15 protein-coding genes, 2 pseudogenes and 1 riboswitch are annotated in these 14,978 nt (G+C 69.4%); of the genes and pseudogenes, 10 read left to right on the forward strand and 7 right to left on the reverse strand.

Annotation, left to right across the window (positions count from 1 at the left end; all coding sequences use genetic code 11):
* Positions 1-88 precede the first annotated feature (88 nt).
* On the forward strand, positions 89-259 hold the full coding sequence (locus ACIQ7Q_RS22230) for a hypothetical protein (protein WP_403864667.1): 171 nt from the start codon (positions 89-91) through the stop codon (positions 257-259).
* 150 nt (positions 260-409) lie between these two features.
* On the opposite strand, the gene ACIQ7Q_RS22235 is transcribed toward ACIQ7Q_RS22230, so the two are convergent.
* Positions 410-1,636 carry an aromatic ring-hydroxylating dioxygenase subunit alpha gene (locus tag ACIQ7Q_RS22235; protein ID WP_403864670.1) on the reverse strand — a complete coding sequence of 409 codons (1,227 nt, stop codon included), beginning with the start codon at positions 1,634-1,636 and terminating at the stop codon, positions 410-412.
* 217 nt (positions 1,637-1,853) lie between these two features.
* Here ACIQ7Q_RS22235 and ACIQ7Q_RS22240 point away from each other — a divergent pair, with 217 nt between their 5' ends.
* Complete coding sequence (locus ACIQ7Q_RS22240; RefSeq protein ID WP_403864673.1) at positions 1,854-3,122, forward strand: hypothetical protein; 1,269 nt, start codon at positions 1,854-1,856, stop codon at positions 3,120-3,122.
* Between the two features lie 14 nt (positions 3,123-3,136).
* Here the strand turns inward: ACIQ7Q_RS22240 and ACIQ7Q_RS22245 are convergent, their stop codons facing one another.
* Positions 3,137-3,775 carry an SMI1/KNR4 family protein gene (locus tag ACIQ7Q_RS22245; protein ID WP_403864676.1) on the reverse strand — a complete coding sequence of 213 codons (639 nt, stop codon included), beginning with the start codon at positions 3,773-3,775 and terminating at the stop codon, positions 3,137-3,139.
* Positions 3,776-3,839: 64 nt separating this feature from the next.
* Complete coding sequence (locus ACIQ7Q_RS22250; RefSeq protein WP_403864679.1) at positions 3,840-4,238, reverse strand: hypothetical protein; 399 nt, start codon at positions 4,236-4,238, stop codon at positions 3,840-3,842.
* Positions 4,239-4,511: 273 nt separating this feature from the next.
* Between ACIQ7Q_RS22250 and ACIQ7Q_RS22255 the strand changes: the two genes are divergently transcribed.
* Positions 4,512-5,084: a TetR/AcrR family transcriptional regulator gene (locus tag ACIQ7Q_RS22255; RefSeq protein ID WP_403864682.1), complete on the forward strand. Its 573-nt coding sequence runs from the start codon at positions 4,512-4,514 to the stop codon at positions 5,082-5,084.
* Between the two features lie 9 nt (positions 5,085-5,093).
* Here the strand turns inward: ACIQ7Q_RS22255 and ACIQ7Q_RS22260 are convergent, their stop codons facing one another.
* Together ACIQ7Q_RS22260 and ACIQ7Q_RS22265 are read right to left on the reverse strand one after the other, a co-directional pair.
* Complete coding sequence (locus tag ACIQ7Q_RS22260) at positions 5,094-5,618, reverse strand: hypothetical protein (RefSeq protein ID WP_403864685.1); 525 nt, start codon at positions 5,616-5,618, stop codon at positions 5,094-5,096.
* Positions 5,573-6,559, reverse strand: coding sequence for an MFS transporter (locus tag ACIQ7Q_RS22265; protein WP_403864688.1), 987 nt, complete (start codon positions 6,557-6,559; stop codon positions 5,573-5,575). Before ACIQ7Q_RS22265 ends, ACIQ7Q_RS22260 begins: the two co-directional genes overlap by 46 nt.
* A gap of 190 nt (positions 6,560-6,749) precedes the next feature.
* On the opposite strand from ACIQ7Q_RS22265, the gene ACIQ7Q_RS22270 reads away from it, so the two are divergent.
* From ACIQ7Q_RS22270 to ACIQ7Q_RS22280, 3 genes and pseudogenes are all read left to right on the forward strand, one after another.
* Positions 6,750-8,918: an MMPL family transporter gene (locus ACIQ7Q_RS22270; RefSeq protein ID WP_403864691.1), complete on the forward strand. Its 2,169-nt coding sequence runs from the start codon at positions 6,750-6,752 to the stop codon at positions 8,916-8,918.
* A 49-nt stretch (positions 8,919-8,967) separates the two neighbouring features.
* A pseudogene (locus tag ACIQ7Q_RS22275) lies at positions 8,968-9,216 on the forward strand (transposase); the annotation flags it as partial.
* A 22-nt stretch (positions 9,217-9,238) separates the two neighbouring features.
* Positions 9,239-9,370 (forward strand): annotated as a pseudogene (locus ACIQ7Q_RS22280) (NUDIX hydrolase); the annotation flags it as partial.
* Positions 9,371-9,444: 74 nt separating this feature from the next.
* On the opposite strand, the gene panD reads toward ACIQ7Q_RS22280, so the two are convergent.
* A complete protein-coding gene (gene panD / locus ACIQ7Q_RS22285; protein WP_403864694.1) occupies positions 9,445-9,867 on the reverse strand; it encodes an aspartate 1-decarboxylase in 423 nt (140 codons plus the stop codon).
* A gap of 439 nt (positions 9,868-10,306) precedes the next feature.
* Complete coding sequence (locus ACIQ7Q_RS22290; protein ID WP_403864697.1) at positions 10,307-10,729, reverse strand: hypothetical protein; 423 nt, start codon at positions 10,727-10,729, stop codon at positions 10,307-10,309.
* A gap of 769 nt (positions 10,730-11,498) precedes the next feature.
* Here ACIQ7Q_RS22290 and ACIQ7Q_RS22295 point away from each other — a divergent pair.
* From ACIQ7Q_RS22295 to ACIQ7Q_RS22310, 4 genes are all read left to right on the forward strand, one after another.
* Positions 11,499-11,648, forward strand: coding sequence for a hypothetical protein (locus ACIQ7Q_RS22295; RefSeq protein WP_403864700.1), 150 nt, complete (start codon positions 11,499-11,501; stop codon positions 11,646-11,648).
* Positions 11,639-11,821: riboswitch (cobalamin riboswitch) on the forward strand. It overlaps the preceding gene by 10 nt.
* Positions 11,822-11,850: 29 nt before the next feature.
* The gene (locus ACIQ7Q_RS22300) at positions 11,851-12,894 is read left to right on the forward strand and encodes an ABC transporter substrate-binding protein (protein ID WP_403864703.1); all 1,044 of its coding nucleotides are present in this window, start codon (positions 11,851-11,853) and stop codon (positions 12,892-12,894) included.
* A 23-nt stretch (positions 12,895-12,917) separates the two neighbouring features.
* Entirely contained in the window at positions 12,918-14,006 is a 1,089-nt protein-coding gene (locus tag ACIQ7Q_RS22305; RefSeq protein ID WP_403864706.1) for a FecCD family ABC transporter permease, read from the forward strand.
* On the forward strand, positions 14,003-14,821 hold the full coding sequence (locus ACIQ7Q_RS22310) for an ABC transporter ATP-binding protein (protein ID WP_403864709.1): 819 nt from the start codon (positions 14,003-14,005) through the stop codon (positions 14,819-14,821). The genes ACIQ7Q_RS22305 and ACIQ7Q_RS22310 overlap by 4 nt, the downstream gene beginning before the upstream one ends.
* The last annotated feature ends 157 nt before the right edge of the window (positions 14,822-14,978 follow it).

Below are 14,978 nucleotides of genomic sequence, written 5' to 3' on the forward strand. Positions count from 1 at the left end.
GGTCGGCAGGCCGTCACTCTGAGCCTCGCGGCGCCCCTGCCGGCCATCTGCGCCGACTGCACGGGTAGCGTGCCGCCAGGGAGGACCTGTGGCCGACGAAGACCCGAGCACGGCCACGTCCGACGGCGGGCGCGGATTCGGGTGCATGATCCTGATGATCTTCGCGCTCATCGTCGCGATGCTGTTCGTACTTGCGTTGCCCTACTTGCCCGCGCTGGTGGACCGGACGCTGATCGGTCGCGAGGAGCCGGAAAACTGACGCATGCCCGTGACGTACCCGACAGGTCGGGTGGGTTCTCCGTTGCTGTCCAAGCCAACTCGCCACCCCGCAAGCGGGTGTTCGCGCCTCCTGAGCCCTCGGGCAAGCACTGGGAGAGCACAACGCCGCCGCCCTGCCTGAGTACGGAGTTCAAGGCGATTCGAGCAGTCCGAGCCGGTCGGCAACGTATCGGTGGAACTGCCACAGCGGGCGTTCGAGGTGGGACAGTCGTCCGGGGGTGGCTCGGGCGGAGCGCAGACCCCGCATGACGCCCTTGTTGGCGTGGGCGTCCTCAGCCTGTACGGCGTTGAGTGTCCCGGTGAGGAAGTCGAGTCTGTCCTGGAAGTCGGCCAGTTCGAACGCCTCTGGCGGCACCAGAATGTGCACATCGAGTTCGTGGCTCTCCGGCCCGGTGGGGCGCCAATCGAACCATGTGGCCATGTCGGGCGAGGCGGAGAAGAAGAACATGGGGAAGACGCCGGTGACGAGACTCGACGAGCGCTGCAGCCTGGTCGCCCCTTCGGGAACCGGGAAGAGGGTCGGCATGATGGGCCGCCCGTCGGGGCCGACGCCCGCCGCGGCTTCCTTGCTGATCACCATCGGGTAGCTGAACCAGTCGTCCTCGTGCGCCCCGTCAGGGACGATCGTCGACGTGGGCCACAGCGGCTGGAGGGTCTCCCGGTGCGTGCCCATGTGGTGGTACGCCTCCGAGCCGTTCTCCACGGCGATCTTCCAGTTCACGGGCTGCTGCCCCCAGGGCAGGGAAGCGGCCAGCCGCCATGTGCCGAGGTCGAGCGGCGCGAGGGCGGCTTCCACCGCACCCATGCGCGGTGCCAGGGGCTCCGCCTGGGGGTCGAGGTTGACGAAGACGAAGCCGTGCCAGGTCTCGATCCGGAACCGCGGTAGTGACACGTCTTTCTTGTCGAAGCCCTGTGCCCCGTGCATCAGAGGTGCGCCCGCCAGTCCCCCGTCGAGCCGGTAGGTCCACAGGTGGTAGGGACACACGAGGCGTTTGATGGTTCCGCACCGGGATTCGGCGTCGTTCAGGAGATCCATCGAGCGGTGCCGGCACACCCTGGAGAGGGCATTCAGCCGTCCCTGCTCGTCACGGGTGATGACCAGGGCTTCGCCGACGAGGTCGACGGTGAGCCAGTCACCGGCCTCGGGGATCTGCTCTTCGCGGGCGACGCACATCCACTCCCTGCGGAAGATGCGTTCGACTTCCAGTTCGTAGAGCTCCGGCGACCAGTACGCGTCGGGCGGCAAGGCCGTCGCCCGGGCGAGCGGCAACCGCGCCACAGTGGCGATGGCGTCGAGCAGGGCTTGAGTTCCCGTCTCCGCAGGGGCAGTCGGAGCGTGCACGTGAGTGTCGGTCATGCCATAAGAATAACATTCGTTATCTAAAAAAAAGTGCTGTGAATTGCATCAGGTGCGACGACTCACCTCTTGCTGGTAGGGGCGCCTGAACAGGCAGGCATCGGCTGGTCGCAGCCAGGAGGCGCCCCACGATCTGCCCTGACCGCAGGTCGGCTGCGAGGGCATCCTCCCGGGACTCGACACCGAAGCGCGTCCCCTCTGCGTCCGCTGCTGCGACGTGCCGCTCGACGTGCGTTGCAAGCGATGCGGCGAGGAGAATTTGGCCAGCGATTCCAACGTCTGCTGGCGGTGCCTGCTCACGGACAGGATCAACAAGCTCCTGGCGGGTCCGGACGGGGAGATACCCGAGAGGCTGCGGCCGCTCGCGGAGGCGATCACGGGGATGCCCCGGCCGAACAGCGGATGGGCCTGGATCCACATGAACCGACGCGTGCCAGAACTCTTACGCGGTCTGGCTGCCGGAGACATCGAACTCAGCCACGACGCACTCGACTCACTGCCGCGATCCAGAACGATCGAATACCTGCGGGGGTTGCTCGTCGCTCACAACTGCCTCCCATGGCGCGACGAGCACCTGATCGCCTACGGCCGCTGGCTCACCTCGAAGCTCGACACGATCACCGATGTTGATCAGCGGCGCCTCATCGAGCGCTACACGCGGTGGCACGTGATGAGACGTATGCGACGAGACGACTCCGACCAACAACCCGTGACTGCCAACGCCTTCCTGCGTGCCAAGCAGCACACGACCGTCGCCATCCAGTTCCTGCGATGGCTCGGCGACCGCGGAAAGAGCTTGGGTGAGTGCAGTCAGCATGACGTCGATGCCTGGTTCGGTAACGGCACCAGCACGCGCGGACATGCGAACAACTTTCTCTACTGGGCTATCAAGCAGCGGCTCGTCAGTCAGCTCGCCGTCCCCTGGGGGCCTCATGGCAACGGCCCTCTCGCGAGCGAGAAGGAGCATGTCGAAGCGCTCCGCGCTCTGCTTCTCCATGAGACCTTGCCGGCAGCCCACCGGGCCATCGGCATCATGCTCGTCCTCTTCGGACAACCCCTCGCCAGGGTTGTGACGATGCGCATGGACGACTTCCGTGAAGGCCCGAACGGGCTGGAGGTGAAGCTCGGCAGAGACTGGATCGACGTTCCGGAGGCGGCAGCCGCCGTGATCCGGGTTCATCTCGCTTCTCGCCCCGGCCTCAGCACGGCCGCGAACCCGGACTCCCCGTTGGTGTTTCCCGGACGTATGCCGGGACGGACGATGCACGTCTACAGCGTCGCGACGATCCTTCGTGGATCCGGGATCCCGGCCTTGGCCACGCGCTCCAGAGCCTGGATCCAGATGGTCCGCGAAGCCCCGCCTGCCGTCCTGGCAGACGCGCTCGGCGTGAACCCTCAAACAGCCATGCGCTATGCCGAACGAGCCGGAACGGACTACCTGGGCTACGCAGCTCTGCGAAGTCCCCGGGGACCCGAGGAGGTTTGAGGCGAGCCTCCAGATCAGGAGGTGGCCCAGGCTTCAGCACGCCAGGCTGGGAGTTCCTTGTCCAGCCACTCTTCGACGGTCCTTCGCCATGGATCCGAGGGATCGCTGTCGGCGACATCTGCCCAGGCGTCCTCCGCCATGTCGGGGTCGATGAACAGGCTGTCGAGGTAGGCGTCGAAGCCGTCGGCGACTTTCGTGAAGACATGGTTCCCCAGATACCCCGGCCAGGCGATGGCATGGACGAACGCATGGAGCTGGCCATGAGTGGCCGGGTTCAGGTCCAGGAAGAGGGTGTCGCTGCCGCCGTTGCGGGCGATGGGCAGCAGGCCGGTCAGGGGCACGTTCTCGGCGAGCCACCCGTCGCGGCTGCGCCGATACTCGCCCAGGAGGGTTCCCCAGCCGTACTCACCCGTGTCGTCACGGCCCAACTGGTAGAGCTCGTCGAAGCCCTGGACCAGTTCTGGTTCACAGGCCGGGAGGCGGACCGAGTAGTCCAGCTTCTCCCCGCCGGCGGATTCCAGGAACGAGCGGTACGCGGACGGCAGGGGCAGCCCGAGCTCCCGTTCCAGCGCGGCGCACTCGCCTGGATCGAACGGCCTGAACGGACCACCCACCAGACGACCCCGATACCAACGCGAGAGCTCCTCGGACACGGACGGATTGTCGCACCGTCGGCGTGCACGCGAAGGTGCTCAGGCACGTCACCACCGTGCTGGGTTACGTGTAGACCTGCCGCCGCCGGTCTGTCTCAGCGCGAGCCAGTTCGGTGTCGTACTGGCTCCCGTCAAAGTGAAACTCGGGCGGCGGGGCTGCCGGGGCGTACGGAACCTGCCAGTCCGACCACTGCACGATGTCCCCGAACCGCTGCACGACCACGGACAGGAAACCGCAGCAACCGCCAGTGCACTCGGGTTCTCCCAGCTCCACGCGCCGCGCCTCGCTGGTCGCCTGCAGCGAACTGGGGTCGCCGATGGGCAGTACATCAGCTGCGAACGGCCCGCGGCCCCCTTCGCCGACCGCGCCTTCGACCACGTCCTCACCGTTGACCCAGAACCGCAGCTGAGCACCGAAACGTGGCCCCGGCGGCAGCACTCTGATCTCCAACCGATCGAACATCAGGCCACCCTACGGCGCCTGCCGACGTCGGCACGCGCCCAACCGACGCCGCTGAACCGAGCACGTTCGCGTGCACCCGACTGAGCGCTTCGTCGGGTCAGGATCCGCTACGCCCCCGAGGGGCTATTCACCCCTCACCAACAGCCGTCCTTACCAACATGGAGGCGCGTCACGCTCGGACTCCTGTGGGGTCTGCGCTGAACTGCGCCCGCAAAGGGCTCCGGCGACGGGTCGGCGGCGAACCATCCTGCCGACTCAGTAAAGTGATCGCTCATGGGCCGTAAGCCGAATCCTGACCGTAAGCCCGAGCTACTGGCGGAGATCGTGCAGCAGCTCGTCCGCACGGGCGTCGGCGATCTGTCGCTCCGTCCGCTGGCCACCGCGCTCGGCGTCAGCACCTACACCCTCACCTACCACTTCGGCTCCCGTGAGCAGCTGATCGGCGAGGTGGTCCAGCACATCGAGGCCGAGCAACACCGGATGACCACGGCCAGGTTCACCGGCGATCCGGCGCAGGCGGTGCGCGAGTACTGGGCATGGCTGGAGGAGCCCGAGAACCTCGCCCAGATGCGGCTGGTGACGGAAGTCATCGCGCTGCCCGCAGAGAGTCAGCCGATCCCGGCCGCGGTCCGCTCGCGCCTGGTCACGGCCTGGGTGGAAGCGCTGGCGGAAGCTCTCACGGAGTGCGGCGAGGAGCCGGGCACGGCCCGCGTACGCGCCTCTGTTGCCGCCGCGGCGCTGGCCGGGTTGGCGCTGGACCTGCTCGCGACAGGCGATCACGAGCGCACCCGCGCGGCGGCCCACCTGATCGCGGATCAGGTGGGCGTACCGGTCCTGCCGCACTGACCGCTGCGGTCAGTGGTGCCCTTCTGCGATGTCGAGGTGTTTCGGGGTGAGCACCCATACGGCGAGGGCGGCAAGGAACATCAGGCCCGCGCCGCTGAGGCCGACCACGCCGAGCGAGTCGGTGAAGGACTGCTGAGCGCGGCGGGCCAGCTCCCCTGCGGCCGGACCGGCGTGCTGGGCGAAGGCGAGCGCCCCGGCGAGTGACTCGCGCACCGTGTGCGCCGCCGCGCCGGTAACCCCGTCGGCGGCCAGGTCGGTGAGCGACAGGCCGGCCCGGTAGGTGGCGGCTGCGATGCTCCCGAGCGCGGCCACCCCGAGCACGCTGCCCAGCTCGTAGCCGGTCTCCTCGATCGCGGCGGCACTTCCGGACTTCTCCGCCGGCGCGCCGGCCATGATGACTGCGGAGGCGATCGCCAGTGATCCCATGCCCGCTCCGATCAGCAGCAGGGAAAGCGCCACCCACATGTAGGTCGTCGGGGCGAGCGCGATCAGCACGAACCCGCCGCCGGAGACCGCCAGGCCGCCGGCCAGCACCGGGCGGGCCCCCAGCGCGCGGCCAGCCGCGGGGCAAGGGGCGAGACCACGCCGGCGCCCAGCGCGGCGGGCAGCAGCCGCAAGCCGGCCTGGAGCGGCGAAAGGCCTTCGACGAGCTGCATCCACTGCGCGATCAGGAGCATCATCGCGGCCATCGCCATGGCGGTGGTGACAGCCACGATGGCGCCGGCGGTGAAGGGCCGGCTGCGGAACAGCCGGATCTCCAGCAGCGGATCCTGCCGATTGAGGCAGCGCCGTACGAACCAGCCCAGTGCAAGGACGGCCAGCGCGAATGTCGCGAGCGTGCCGGTGTCGGTGAGACCCTCCTTGGCGAAGTGCTTGATGCTGTGGACGAACGCGACCATGCCGACCATCGAGAGCAGCGCGGCAAGCAGGTCCCAGCGACCGGGACGGGGGTTGCGCGACTCCGGCAGGAGCAGCAGCCCCGCGGTGATCGCGACGGCCATCACGGGCACGTTGACCAGGAACGCGGCGGGCCAACTGAAATGCGCCAGCAGGAGCCCGCCGAGGATCGGCCCGAGCGCTCCGCCGAGCGCGGCCATCGCGGCCCAGATACCGAGCGCGGTGGCCCGCTCCCTCGGGTCGGTGAAGAGGGCCCGGATCATCGACAGTGTGGCCGGCATGATCATCGCGCCGCCGACACCGAGCAGGGCTCGCACCGCGATCACCTCGCCGACGCTGTCCGCCCAGAGCGCGGACATGGGGGCGAGACCGAACACCGCGAAGCCGCTGAGCAGGGTCTTCTTACGGCCCCAGCGGTCGCCGAGGGCGCTGACGGTGACGAGCAGTCCCGACAGGACCAAGGCGTAGACGTCGACCATCCACAACAGCTGGACCGAGTCGGGCCGCAGGTCCGCGGAGATCGCGGGCAGCGCGACATTGAGGATCGTCATGTCCATGAGCACCAGCAGCAGGCTCACGGAGAGCACCGCCAGTCCCGCGGCGGGGGTGAGGTCGCGCGGCGGGGGCCGGATCGACGGGCGCGGCGAGCGTCATGAGCTCCTCCAAAGGGCGGCGGGGGCAGGACCTGCCCTCTGCAATTAACATCACGTTCGTTATTATAACGTTCGTCTTGCTGAACCCCCTTATTCTCTGACAGGAGCCACCACCATGGCCGCACTTCTCTACCGGCTCGGCCGGTTCTGCTTCCGCCGACGGTGGACGATCACCGCCCTCTGGGTCGCACTGCTGATCGCCGTCGGCGTCGGCGGAGCGGCCCTGTCCGGGCCGACCTCCAACTCGTTCACCATCCCGGGCACCCAGGCCCAGAAGGCCATGGACCTCATGGAGCAGCGGTTCCCGGACACGCACGCGGGTGGCGCCACCGCCGTGGTCGTGTTCGCCGCACCCGACGGCAGCACGCTGAACAACCCGGACGCCACCGCCGCCGTACGTCAGTCGCTCGACCTGCTCCGCCGCGACGCCGAGGTCGCCGACGTCCTCGACCCATTCGACGCGATGGCCGTATCCCCGGACGGCCGCTACGCGCTGGCGCAGGTCACCTACAAGGTGCCAATGGGCGACATTCCCAAGGGCGCCCGAGCGACCTTGGAATCCGCCGCCTCGATAGGCCGCTCCGCAGGCCTCACCGTGGAGAGCGGCGGCGACGCCCTCCAGGAGCCGTCCACGTCCAGCACCGGTGAGATCATCGGCCTCGCGGTGGCCGCCCTCGTACTCGTCATCACCTTCGGTTCGGTCCTCGCGGCCGGACTGCCGCTGGTGACCGCCCTGATTGGCGTCGGAATCGGCGTGTCCGCCATTACCGCCACCACCGGTTTCGTCGACCTGAGCTCCAACACCTCGGTACTGGCCACGATGCTGGGCCTGGCCGTCGCCATCGACTACGCGCTGCTGATCGTCTCCCGCCACCGTGAGGAACTCGCGGCCGGCCGCTCGGCCCAGGAAGCGGCAGGGCTGGCGGTCGGCACCGCCGGATCGGCCGTCGTCTTCGCCGGGCTGACCGTGGTGATCGCACTCGCCGGACTCTCCGTCGCCGGTTTGCCGATCCTCACGCAGATGGGGCTCGCCGCCGCGGCCACCGTCGCTCTCGCCGTCCTGATCGCCCTCACCCTGCTGCCCGCATGTCTCGGCTTCGCCGGACAGCGGCTCCAACCCCGACGGCGCGCCCGCAGCCTCGACACCTCTACCGGCCGGCGCTGGGCCCGTCTGGTCACCCGTCGACCGCTCACCGTCCTCCTGACCGCCACCGTCGCGCTGGCCGCACTCGCCATCCCCGCCCTGGACCTGCGCCTGGGCATGCCCGACGACGGCAGCGCCGCCCCCGTCACCACCCAGCGCAAGGCCTACGACCTCGTCACCAAGGGATTCGGCCCCGGCCACAACGGGCCGCTGCTCGTCGTCGTCGACACCAAGGGGACCGGGAGCGCCGAGGGCCCTGCCCGGCGGACCGCCGAACAGCTCGCCCCGCTGAGCGGCGTCGCCGCAGTGACTCCAGCCGTCCTCAACCAGGCCGCGGACACGGCCCTGCTGACCGTGATCCCCAGCACCGCCCCGGACAGCACGGCCACGGGCAGGCTCGTCTCCGACATCCGCGACCTGCCCGCTCCCGCGGGGGCCACGGTCTCGGTCACCGGCCGTACGGCCATCAACCTCGACATGTCGACCAAGCTCGGCAAGGCACTCGTCCCCTACCTCGCGCTGATCGTCGTCCTCGCGTTTCTCCTGCTGGTTCTCGCCTTCCGCTCGATCCTGGTCCCCCTCAAAGCGACCCTGGGCTTTCTGCTCACCCTCGGGGCCACCTTCGGAGCCGTCGTCGCGGTCTTCCAGTGGGGCTGGCTGAGCACCGCGCTCGGGGTCCAGACGACCGGACCCATCGTCAGCGTGATGCCGGTCTTCCTGGTCGGAGTCCTCTTCGGTCTCGCCATGGACTACCAGGTCTTCCTCGCCACCCGGGTCCGCGAGGAGTTCGTCCACGGGGCCTCGCCCACTCAGGCCGTCGTCGCCGGCGTCGGCCATGGCGCCCGGGTGGTGACCGCCGCGGCCATCATCATGATCAGCGTGTTCGCGGGGTTCGTCCCGTCGAGCGACCCCATGATCAAGATGATGGGCCTCGCCCTGGCGGTCGGCGTGGCCCTGGACGCCTTCGTTGTCCGGATGGCCGTCATACCCGCCCTGCTCGCCCTGCTCGGCCGCAGCGCCTGGTGGCTGCCCCGGTGGATCGACCGGGTGCTGCCCGATGTGGACATCGAGGGTGCACGGCTCGTCACTCGTGCACCGGAGGCCACCGACGCTCCACCGGCCGAACTCGTCCACAACTGACCGCACCGGGTCCCGGCCGCATCAACGGGCCGGGACCCACGCGGTGCGGGACAAGGTCGCCATAGCCCTCAAGCCCGTCTACACCGCACCCGGCGTAGACGCGGCGACGGAGCGGTCCGGGGAGTTCCAGGAAACCCCGGGCCGGAAGTATCCGGCGATCATCAAGCGGCGGGAAAACGCCTGGGCCGAGTTCGTGCCCTTCCTCTCCTTCGACGTCGAGATCCGGAAGGCCATCTCCTCGACGAACGCGATCGAGACCGTGAACGCCCGCATACGCAAGGCCGTCCGGGCCCGCGGCCCCCGGGCGGCAGGGTCGAGCCTGGACTCCGATCCCGGACGTCGCTTGCCTGCGCCGGTCATCGCTGGTCGACATCGGCCTCGCCCTGGCGCAGACGTCTCCGCCGACCGGCCACGTCGCTCCGGTCCCGGTCGGCGGCCTGATCCAGCACTGAAGCTCTACCACGGCCGGGACTTTCAGGCTGGGCGGTGCCGTGGGGTGGGCCGGTGCACCTCGCGTCGCGCCGCGTCAGAGCGCGGTGGCCGCCTGCGGGCTGCGGGCCGTGTCGCTGCCGGGCACAGGCTCGGAAGCGTCGGAGCCGAGCGCCACGACGCGGTTGTCGGCGTCCACGTGCACGACGCTGGGCACGAGGGTGCGCGCCTCGGCGTCCTCGACCTGTGCGTAGCTGATGAGGATCACCAGGTCCCCGGGGTGCACCAGATGGGCGGCGGCACCGTTGATCCCGATGACACCGGAGCCACGCTGCCCCTCGATGACGTAGGTCTCCAGGCGCGCGCCGTTGGTGATGTCGACGATGTGGACGAGCTCGCCGGGCAACAGATCGGCGGCGTCCATGAGATCGCGGTCGACGGTGACGGACCCGACGTAATGCAGGTCGGCCTGGGTGACCGTGGCCCGGTGGATCTTGGACTTGAACATGGTGCGCAGCATCGAGGCACTCCCGGATCTAGGCTCCCTGCCTGCGTTTGTGCAGGTCAAGGGCGGTTTTCCTACCCTACAACGAGTCGCATGTTCGGGCAGCATTCCCCAGGTTTTTCAGGACTCATGCTGACCACTTGCTGACTTTCCTGGCACACCGTCAGGCGGTTACGGGAGAGCTTCGCCGCTCTCCCGGCCCCGCCGCGACGACGGCACAAGCGTACGCAGCACCCTCCGAAGGGCGTCAGTGATCACCGTCACTCCGGCGGTCCGTGCGGCGGTCAGGAGCGAGGGCGGTCGACCGGGAGTCGACCCGCGCACCGCGACGGGTCAGCCGGCCCAGGCCCTCCATTCCGTCTCAAAGGAGGAGGCTCCCATGGCTCATTGAGGAATCTGAGCGCCGAAGCGGCGCGGCACCATAGCAGCGGATCGCCGGTTACGACATGGTCGGCTATTGAAGACCCGGGGGCAGGACCGCGCGGCCGAGTCCCCGAGGGGTGAGAACGGCCGGCCCTGGCACGGCGGCACGACCTGTGGACAAGTCGTCGACACGTCCCTCTCTGCCGATCGGACCAGCATCCCGTGGGAGTACCTGCCGCATGACTTCCCGCTGGACAAGACTTCTGCCACTACTACGCGAGGTGAGAAGCGGACGGCACCACCCGATAGTCCGAACCTCGATCCTCTTGCCGACGCCGCTGCCCTGGATGACGTCCACCCTCTTGCCGGCCTCGACCATCTCCTCGTACGGATGCGTCGACACCACGACTGAGGGGTCCCCGAGCTCACCGCGCAGCAGGACGACCTCCACCTTCTGCTCTTCGTACAGCAGGGCTGGGCGGCAGGCTCCGGGCTCCGCATCGCTGTAGAGCACCTCTTGGGGCGGTCCACCCCTTCCCCCGAGTCACCTCACGCGCCCGGCTCGCCCGGCTCCTGGCCGTGGAGCGGCTGACCGCCTGGGAGACGTCGCCCTGGGCGGAGCTGCCCCTGGAGCGCTACGCCCTCGGGCAGGCCGCGCCGCCCGGATCGGGGCCGACGTACTGCCGGCTCATGGAGTTCGGCACTCCGCACCTGGGCAGCATCAAGGGCGGCAGCGCCGCGAAGCACACCATGTGCCACCACGTCTCCGGCGAGTGGCGGCTGGCCGCTCCCCCTGCGTGGCATGGACCCGCAGGACGCCTGGACGGAACTGCGCGGACAGCTCGTCCGGGCCTTCAACGCCGCCGGGGCAGGAGACTTCCAGGCCCCACGGCCGATCATCGACGTACGGCGGGACTGCCCGCCGCGAAGTGGGCAGTGTGCATCTGGTCGCTGATCGCCATCGGCGTGCCGGCTGTGGTGGCGTCGCGGCGCGACGGTTTCGCGACGGAGGCCGCCCAGGCTGCCTCCAGCCCGGCCGTGTGCGCGGCAAGTTCCTCGCGGTGCTCGGCGGCCTGCGGCCCGCCGTGGCCTCGGTGATCGCGTTGCGCTGCTCCACCCCGCCGTCGTAACCCGCTACGAGCTCACCGCGCAGGGCATGCTCCGCGAGACGGGCGAACATTCTCGCGTTGTCGGTGAGATGCGCCAGGCATCCACCAGCCCCGGAATGGGGCAAGTGGGTTGAAGGCGGCACTTTGCCACGGCGAATCATCCAGGGTACTGACATGACCACCGCTCACCAGCGCGCCGCCTGCGCCCTCACCGCGCGCGCCGCCGTCGCGGCGGCCGTTCTCACCATCGCCGCCATCGCCGCCACGCGGCCGCTGGGCAGGCGTCCGCGTGCGCCCTTTCACCCACGGTTCGAGGAAACGTAGTATCAGCTGGTCATCACCGCGACGGGAGACAGGAAGCCGGTGCAATTCCGGCACGGTCCCGCCACTGTGACCGGGGAGTGGAACTCTGAACAGCCACTGCGCATCGCGCGCGGGAAGGCCGGGGGAACGTCGATCCGGGAGTCAGGACACTGGCCTGTCGCGGGCCCGATCCGAGGAGCGCGGACTCCGCAGGAGGCTCTACGTGTACGACGGCATGCCCCGTCCCCTTTCCTTGCCCTACTCCCGGCCACGCCGCCACGCCCTGCGCGCCATGGGCGCCGCCGTCGCTCTGTCCGCGACTCTCCTCGCCGGCTGCGCCGCGTCCGAGCGCACCGGTGACAAGAAGCCCGCCGCCTCGCCCGTGGCGCAGGGCTTCCCGGTCACCATCGACAACTGCGGCACCCGCACCACGTACGACGCACCGCCCTCCCGCGTGGTCACCATCCACCAGCACCCGGCGGAACTTATGCTCGCGCTCGGGCTGAAGGACCGGATGGTCGGCACCGCCTTCCCGGACTCCGCCGTCCTGCCCGAGCTCACGAAGGACTTCGAGGCCGTCCCCGAACTGGCCAAGAAGGAGCCGTCCTTCGAGAACGTCCTGGATGCCGAGCCGGACTTCGTCTACGGCGGTTACGGCAGCGCGTTCGCCGAGGACGAAGGCAGGTCCCGCGAGGCGTTCGCCGACGCCGGTATCGACACCTACCTCAATCGCGAGTACTGCGGCAAGAAGCAGGTGTCCATGAAGGACACCTACGACGAGATCCGCACGATCGGCTCGATCTTCGGCGTGCGGGACCGGGCCGACAAGCTCGTGGCCGACCTTCAGGAACGTGTCAGCGCGACGGCGAAGGCGGTGGAAGGGGCGCCCGCCGTATCCGTGTTCGTCTACGACAGCGGCGACAAGACCGCCTTCACCGCAGGCGGCAAGAGCCTCGGCACCGAGGTCATCAAGCTCGCCGGCGGCCGCAACGTGTTCGCGGACCTCGACGACGTCTTCGGGGACGTCTCCTGGGAGCAGGTCGTCGCCCGCAAGCCGGAGGTCATCGCGATCTACGACTACGCCGGGGCCGGAAACATCGAGCAGAAGAAGAAGTTCCTGCTCGCTCAGCCCGCCCTCGCCGACGTCCCCGCCGTGAAGAACAAGCGCTTCGTCGTGCTGCCCCTGACCGCCACTCTGGTCGGCGTCCGCGCGCCGTACGCCGTCGAGGACCTGGCCCACGGACTGCATCCCGAGCGGTTCCGGTGACGGCTCGGACGGAGGACGCCCCGGTGGCGTCCTCCGACTCCCGGCACTCGGCAGCACGGGAGGAGACGCAGCGACGGGCCTTCGCGCCGGCCTTGGTGGTCCTCGCCGTCCTGCTCGTCGTCTCCATGACGGCGGGCATGGCCATCGGGTCGGTGCAGGTACCGCCCGGTCAGGTGTGGGGCATCGTGACGCATGCCCTCGGTGCCGACTGGTCCGATCCCGTCTGGTCCCATGCGCGCGAGACCATCGTGCTCGACGTACGTGCCCCACGCGTGCTGCTCGGTGCGGTGACGGGTGCGGGGCTCGCCCTGGTGGGTACCGCGTTGCAGGCCCTCATACGCAACCCGCTCGCCGAGCCCTATCTTCTGGGCGTGTCGTCGGGTGCGTCGCTCGGTGCCGTGGCCGTCATCGTTTTCGGCGTAAGCCTGTTCGGCCCGGTGTCGCTGTCGGCCGCGGCCTTCGCCGGTGCCCTGCTGACGCTGCTCCTCGTCTACACCACCGCTCGCTCCGGTGGACGGATCGCCTCGACGCGCCTGGTGCTGTCGGGAGTGGCGTACGCCTCCGTGCTCACGGCCGTGATGGACCTGCTGCTGCTCACCACCGACCGGGGCAACGAGGCGAGGGCGGTGCTGGCCTGGACGCTGGGGGGCCTGGGCGGTGTGCAGTGGGGGACGCTGTGGCTGCCGGGCGCGGCGCTCGTGACCGGCATCTGTGTGCTGCTCGTTCAGGCACGTTCGCTGAACCTCTTGCTGGCGGGTGAAGAGGCGGCCACGACCATGGGCCTGGACGTGTCCCGGTTCCGGGCCCGGATCTTCGTCCTGCTGTCACTGATCACCGGCGTACTCGTCGCCGCGGCGGGGCCGATCGGCTTCGTCGGGCTGATGATGCCGCACATCGTGCGTCTTTTCGTCGGCGCCGACCATCGCCGGGTGCTGCCCACAGCGGCGCTCGGCGGAGCGGTCTTCCTCATCTGGGCGGACATTGCCGCCCGCACGATCGCCGCGCCGATGGAGATCCCCGTCGGCGTCCTGACCGCGCTGTGCGGGGGGCCGTTCTTTCTGTGGCTGATGCGGCGCGACGCCCGGCGGGCCACCGACCGAGGAGTGGCATGACCGGGACCGAACTCGCCGTCGAGGGCCTCACGCTCACGGCCGGCACACGCCACCTTGTGCACGACGTCTCCGTGACTGCCCGTCCCGGCGAGGTGATCGGGCTCGTCGGCCCCAACGGCAGCGGCAAATCCAGCCTGCTGCGCGCCGTCTACCGTGTACTTCGCCCCGACGCCGGATCGGTACGGGTGGACGGCGCCGATGCCTGGTCCCTGCCGGTACGAAAACTGGCCCGCACCCTGGCCGCAGTGGTCCAGGACTCCGCCGCGGACTTCGACCTGGCCGTGCGGGAGGTCGTCGCCATGGGCCGCAGCCCGCACAAACGGCTCCTCGACGGCGACACCGCAGAGGACCACCGCCTCGTCGAGTCGGCCCTGGAGTCGGTGGACGCGCTTGATCTGTCCGGCCGGCCCTTCGACCGGCTCTCGGGAGGCGAACGCCAGCGCGTGCTCATCGCCCGCGCACTGGCCCAGCAGCCTTCCCTGCTGGTGCTGGACGAGCCCACCAACCACCTTGACATACGCCACCAGTTGGATGTCCTTGGCATCCTGCGACGGCTGCCCGCCACAGTGCTGGTGGCGCTGCACGACCTCAACCTCGCCGCGTACTACTGCGACCGGCTGTACGTACTGCGGGACGGCGGGGTCACCGCATCGGGTCCGCCGGCCGAGGTGCTCACCGCCGAGTTGCTGGCCGAGGTGTACGGCGTGTCGGCCGAGATCGCCGTCCACCCGCGCACCGGAGCGCCGCAGGTGACCTTCCTGCCCGGCGAGCCGTCCCGCCCCGCGCTCGCCGGATCGGATCATCCTGTCCCGTGATCGTGCGGAGCGGTGGCCGGCGGCTCTGCCGGGCGTGAACGCCCGCAGACGCGCCGGCCGTCGCGTCCTTCGCCGTGGCCGGCCGGCTGGCCGGAAGCCACAACGGCCACAAGCCCGACGACCACAGCTGCGCACCGCTTCGCCAACCGCACGGTGC

The organism is Streptomyces sp. NPDC096176 (assembly GCF_044763255.1).
In the GTDB taxonomy this organism is placed as follows: Bacteria; Actinomycetota; Actinomycetes; order Streptomycetales; family Streptomycetaceae; genus Streptomyces.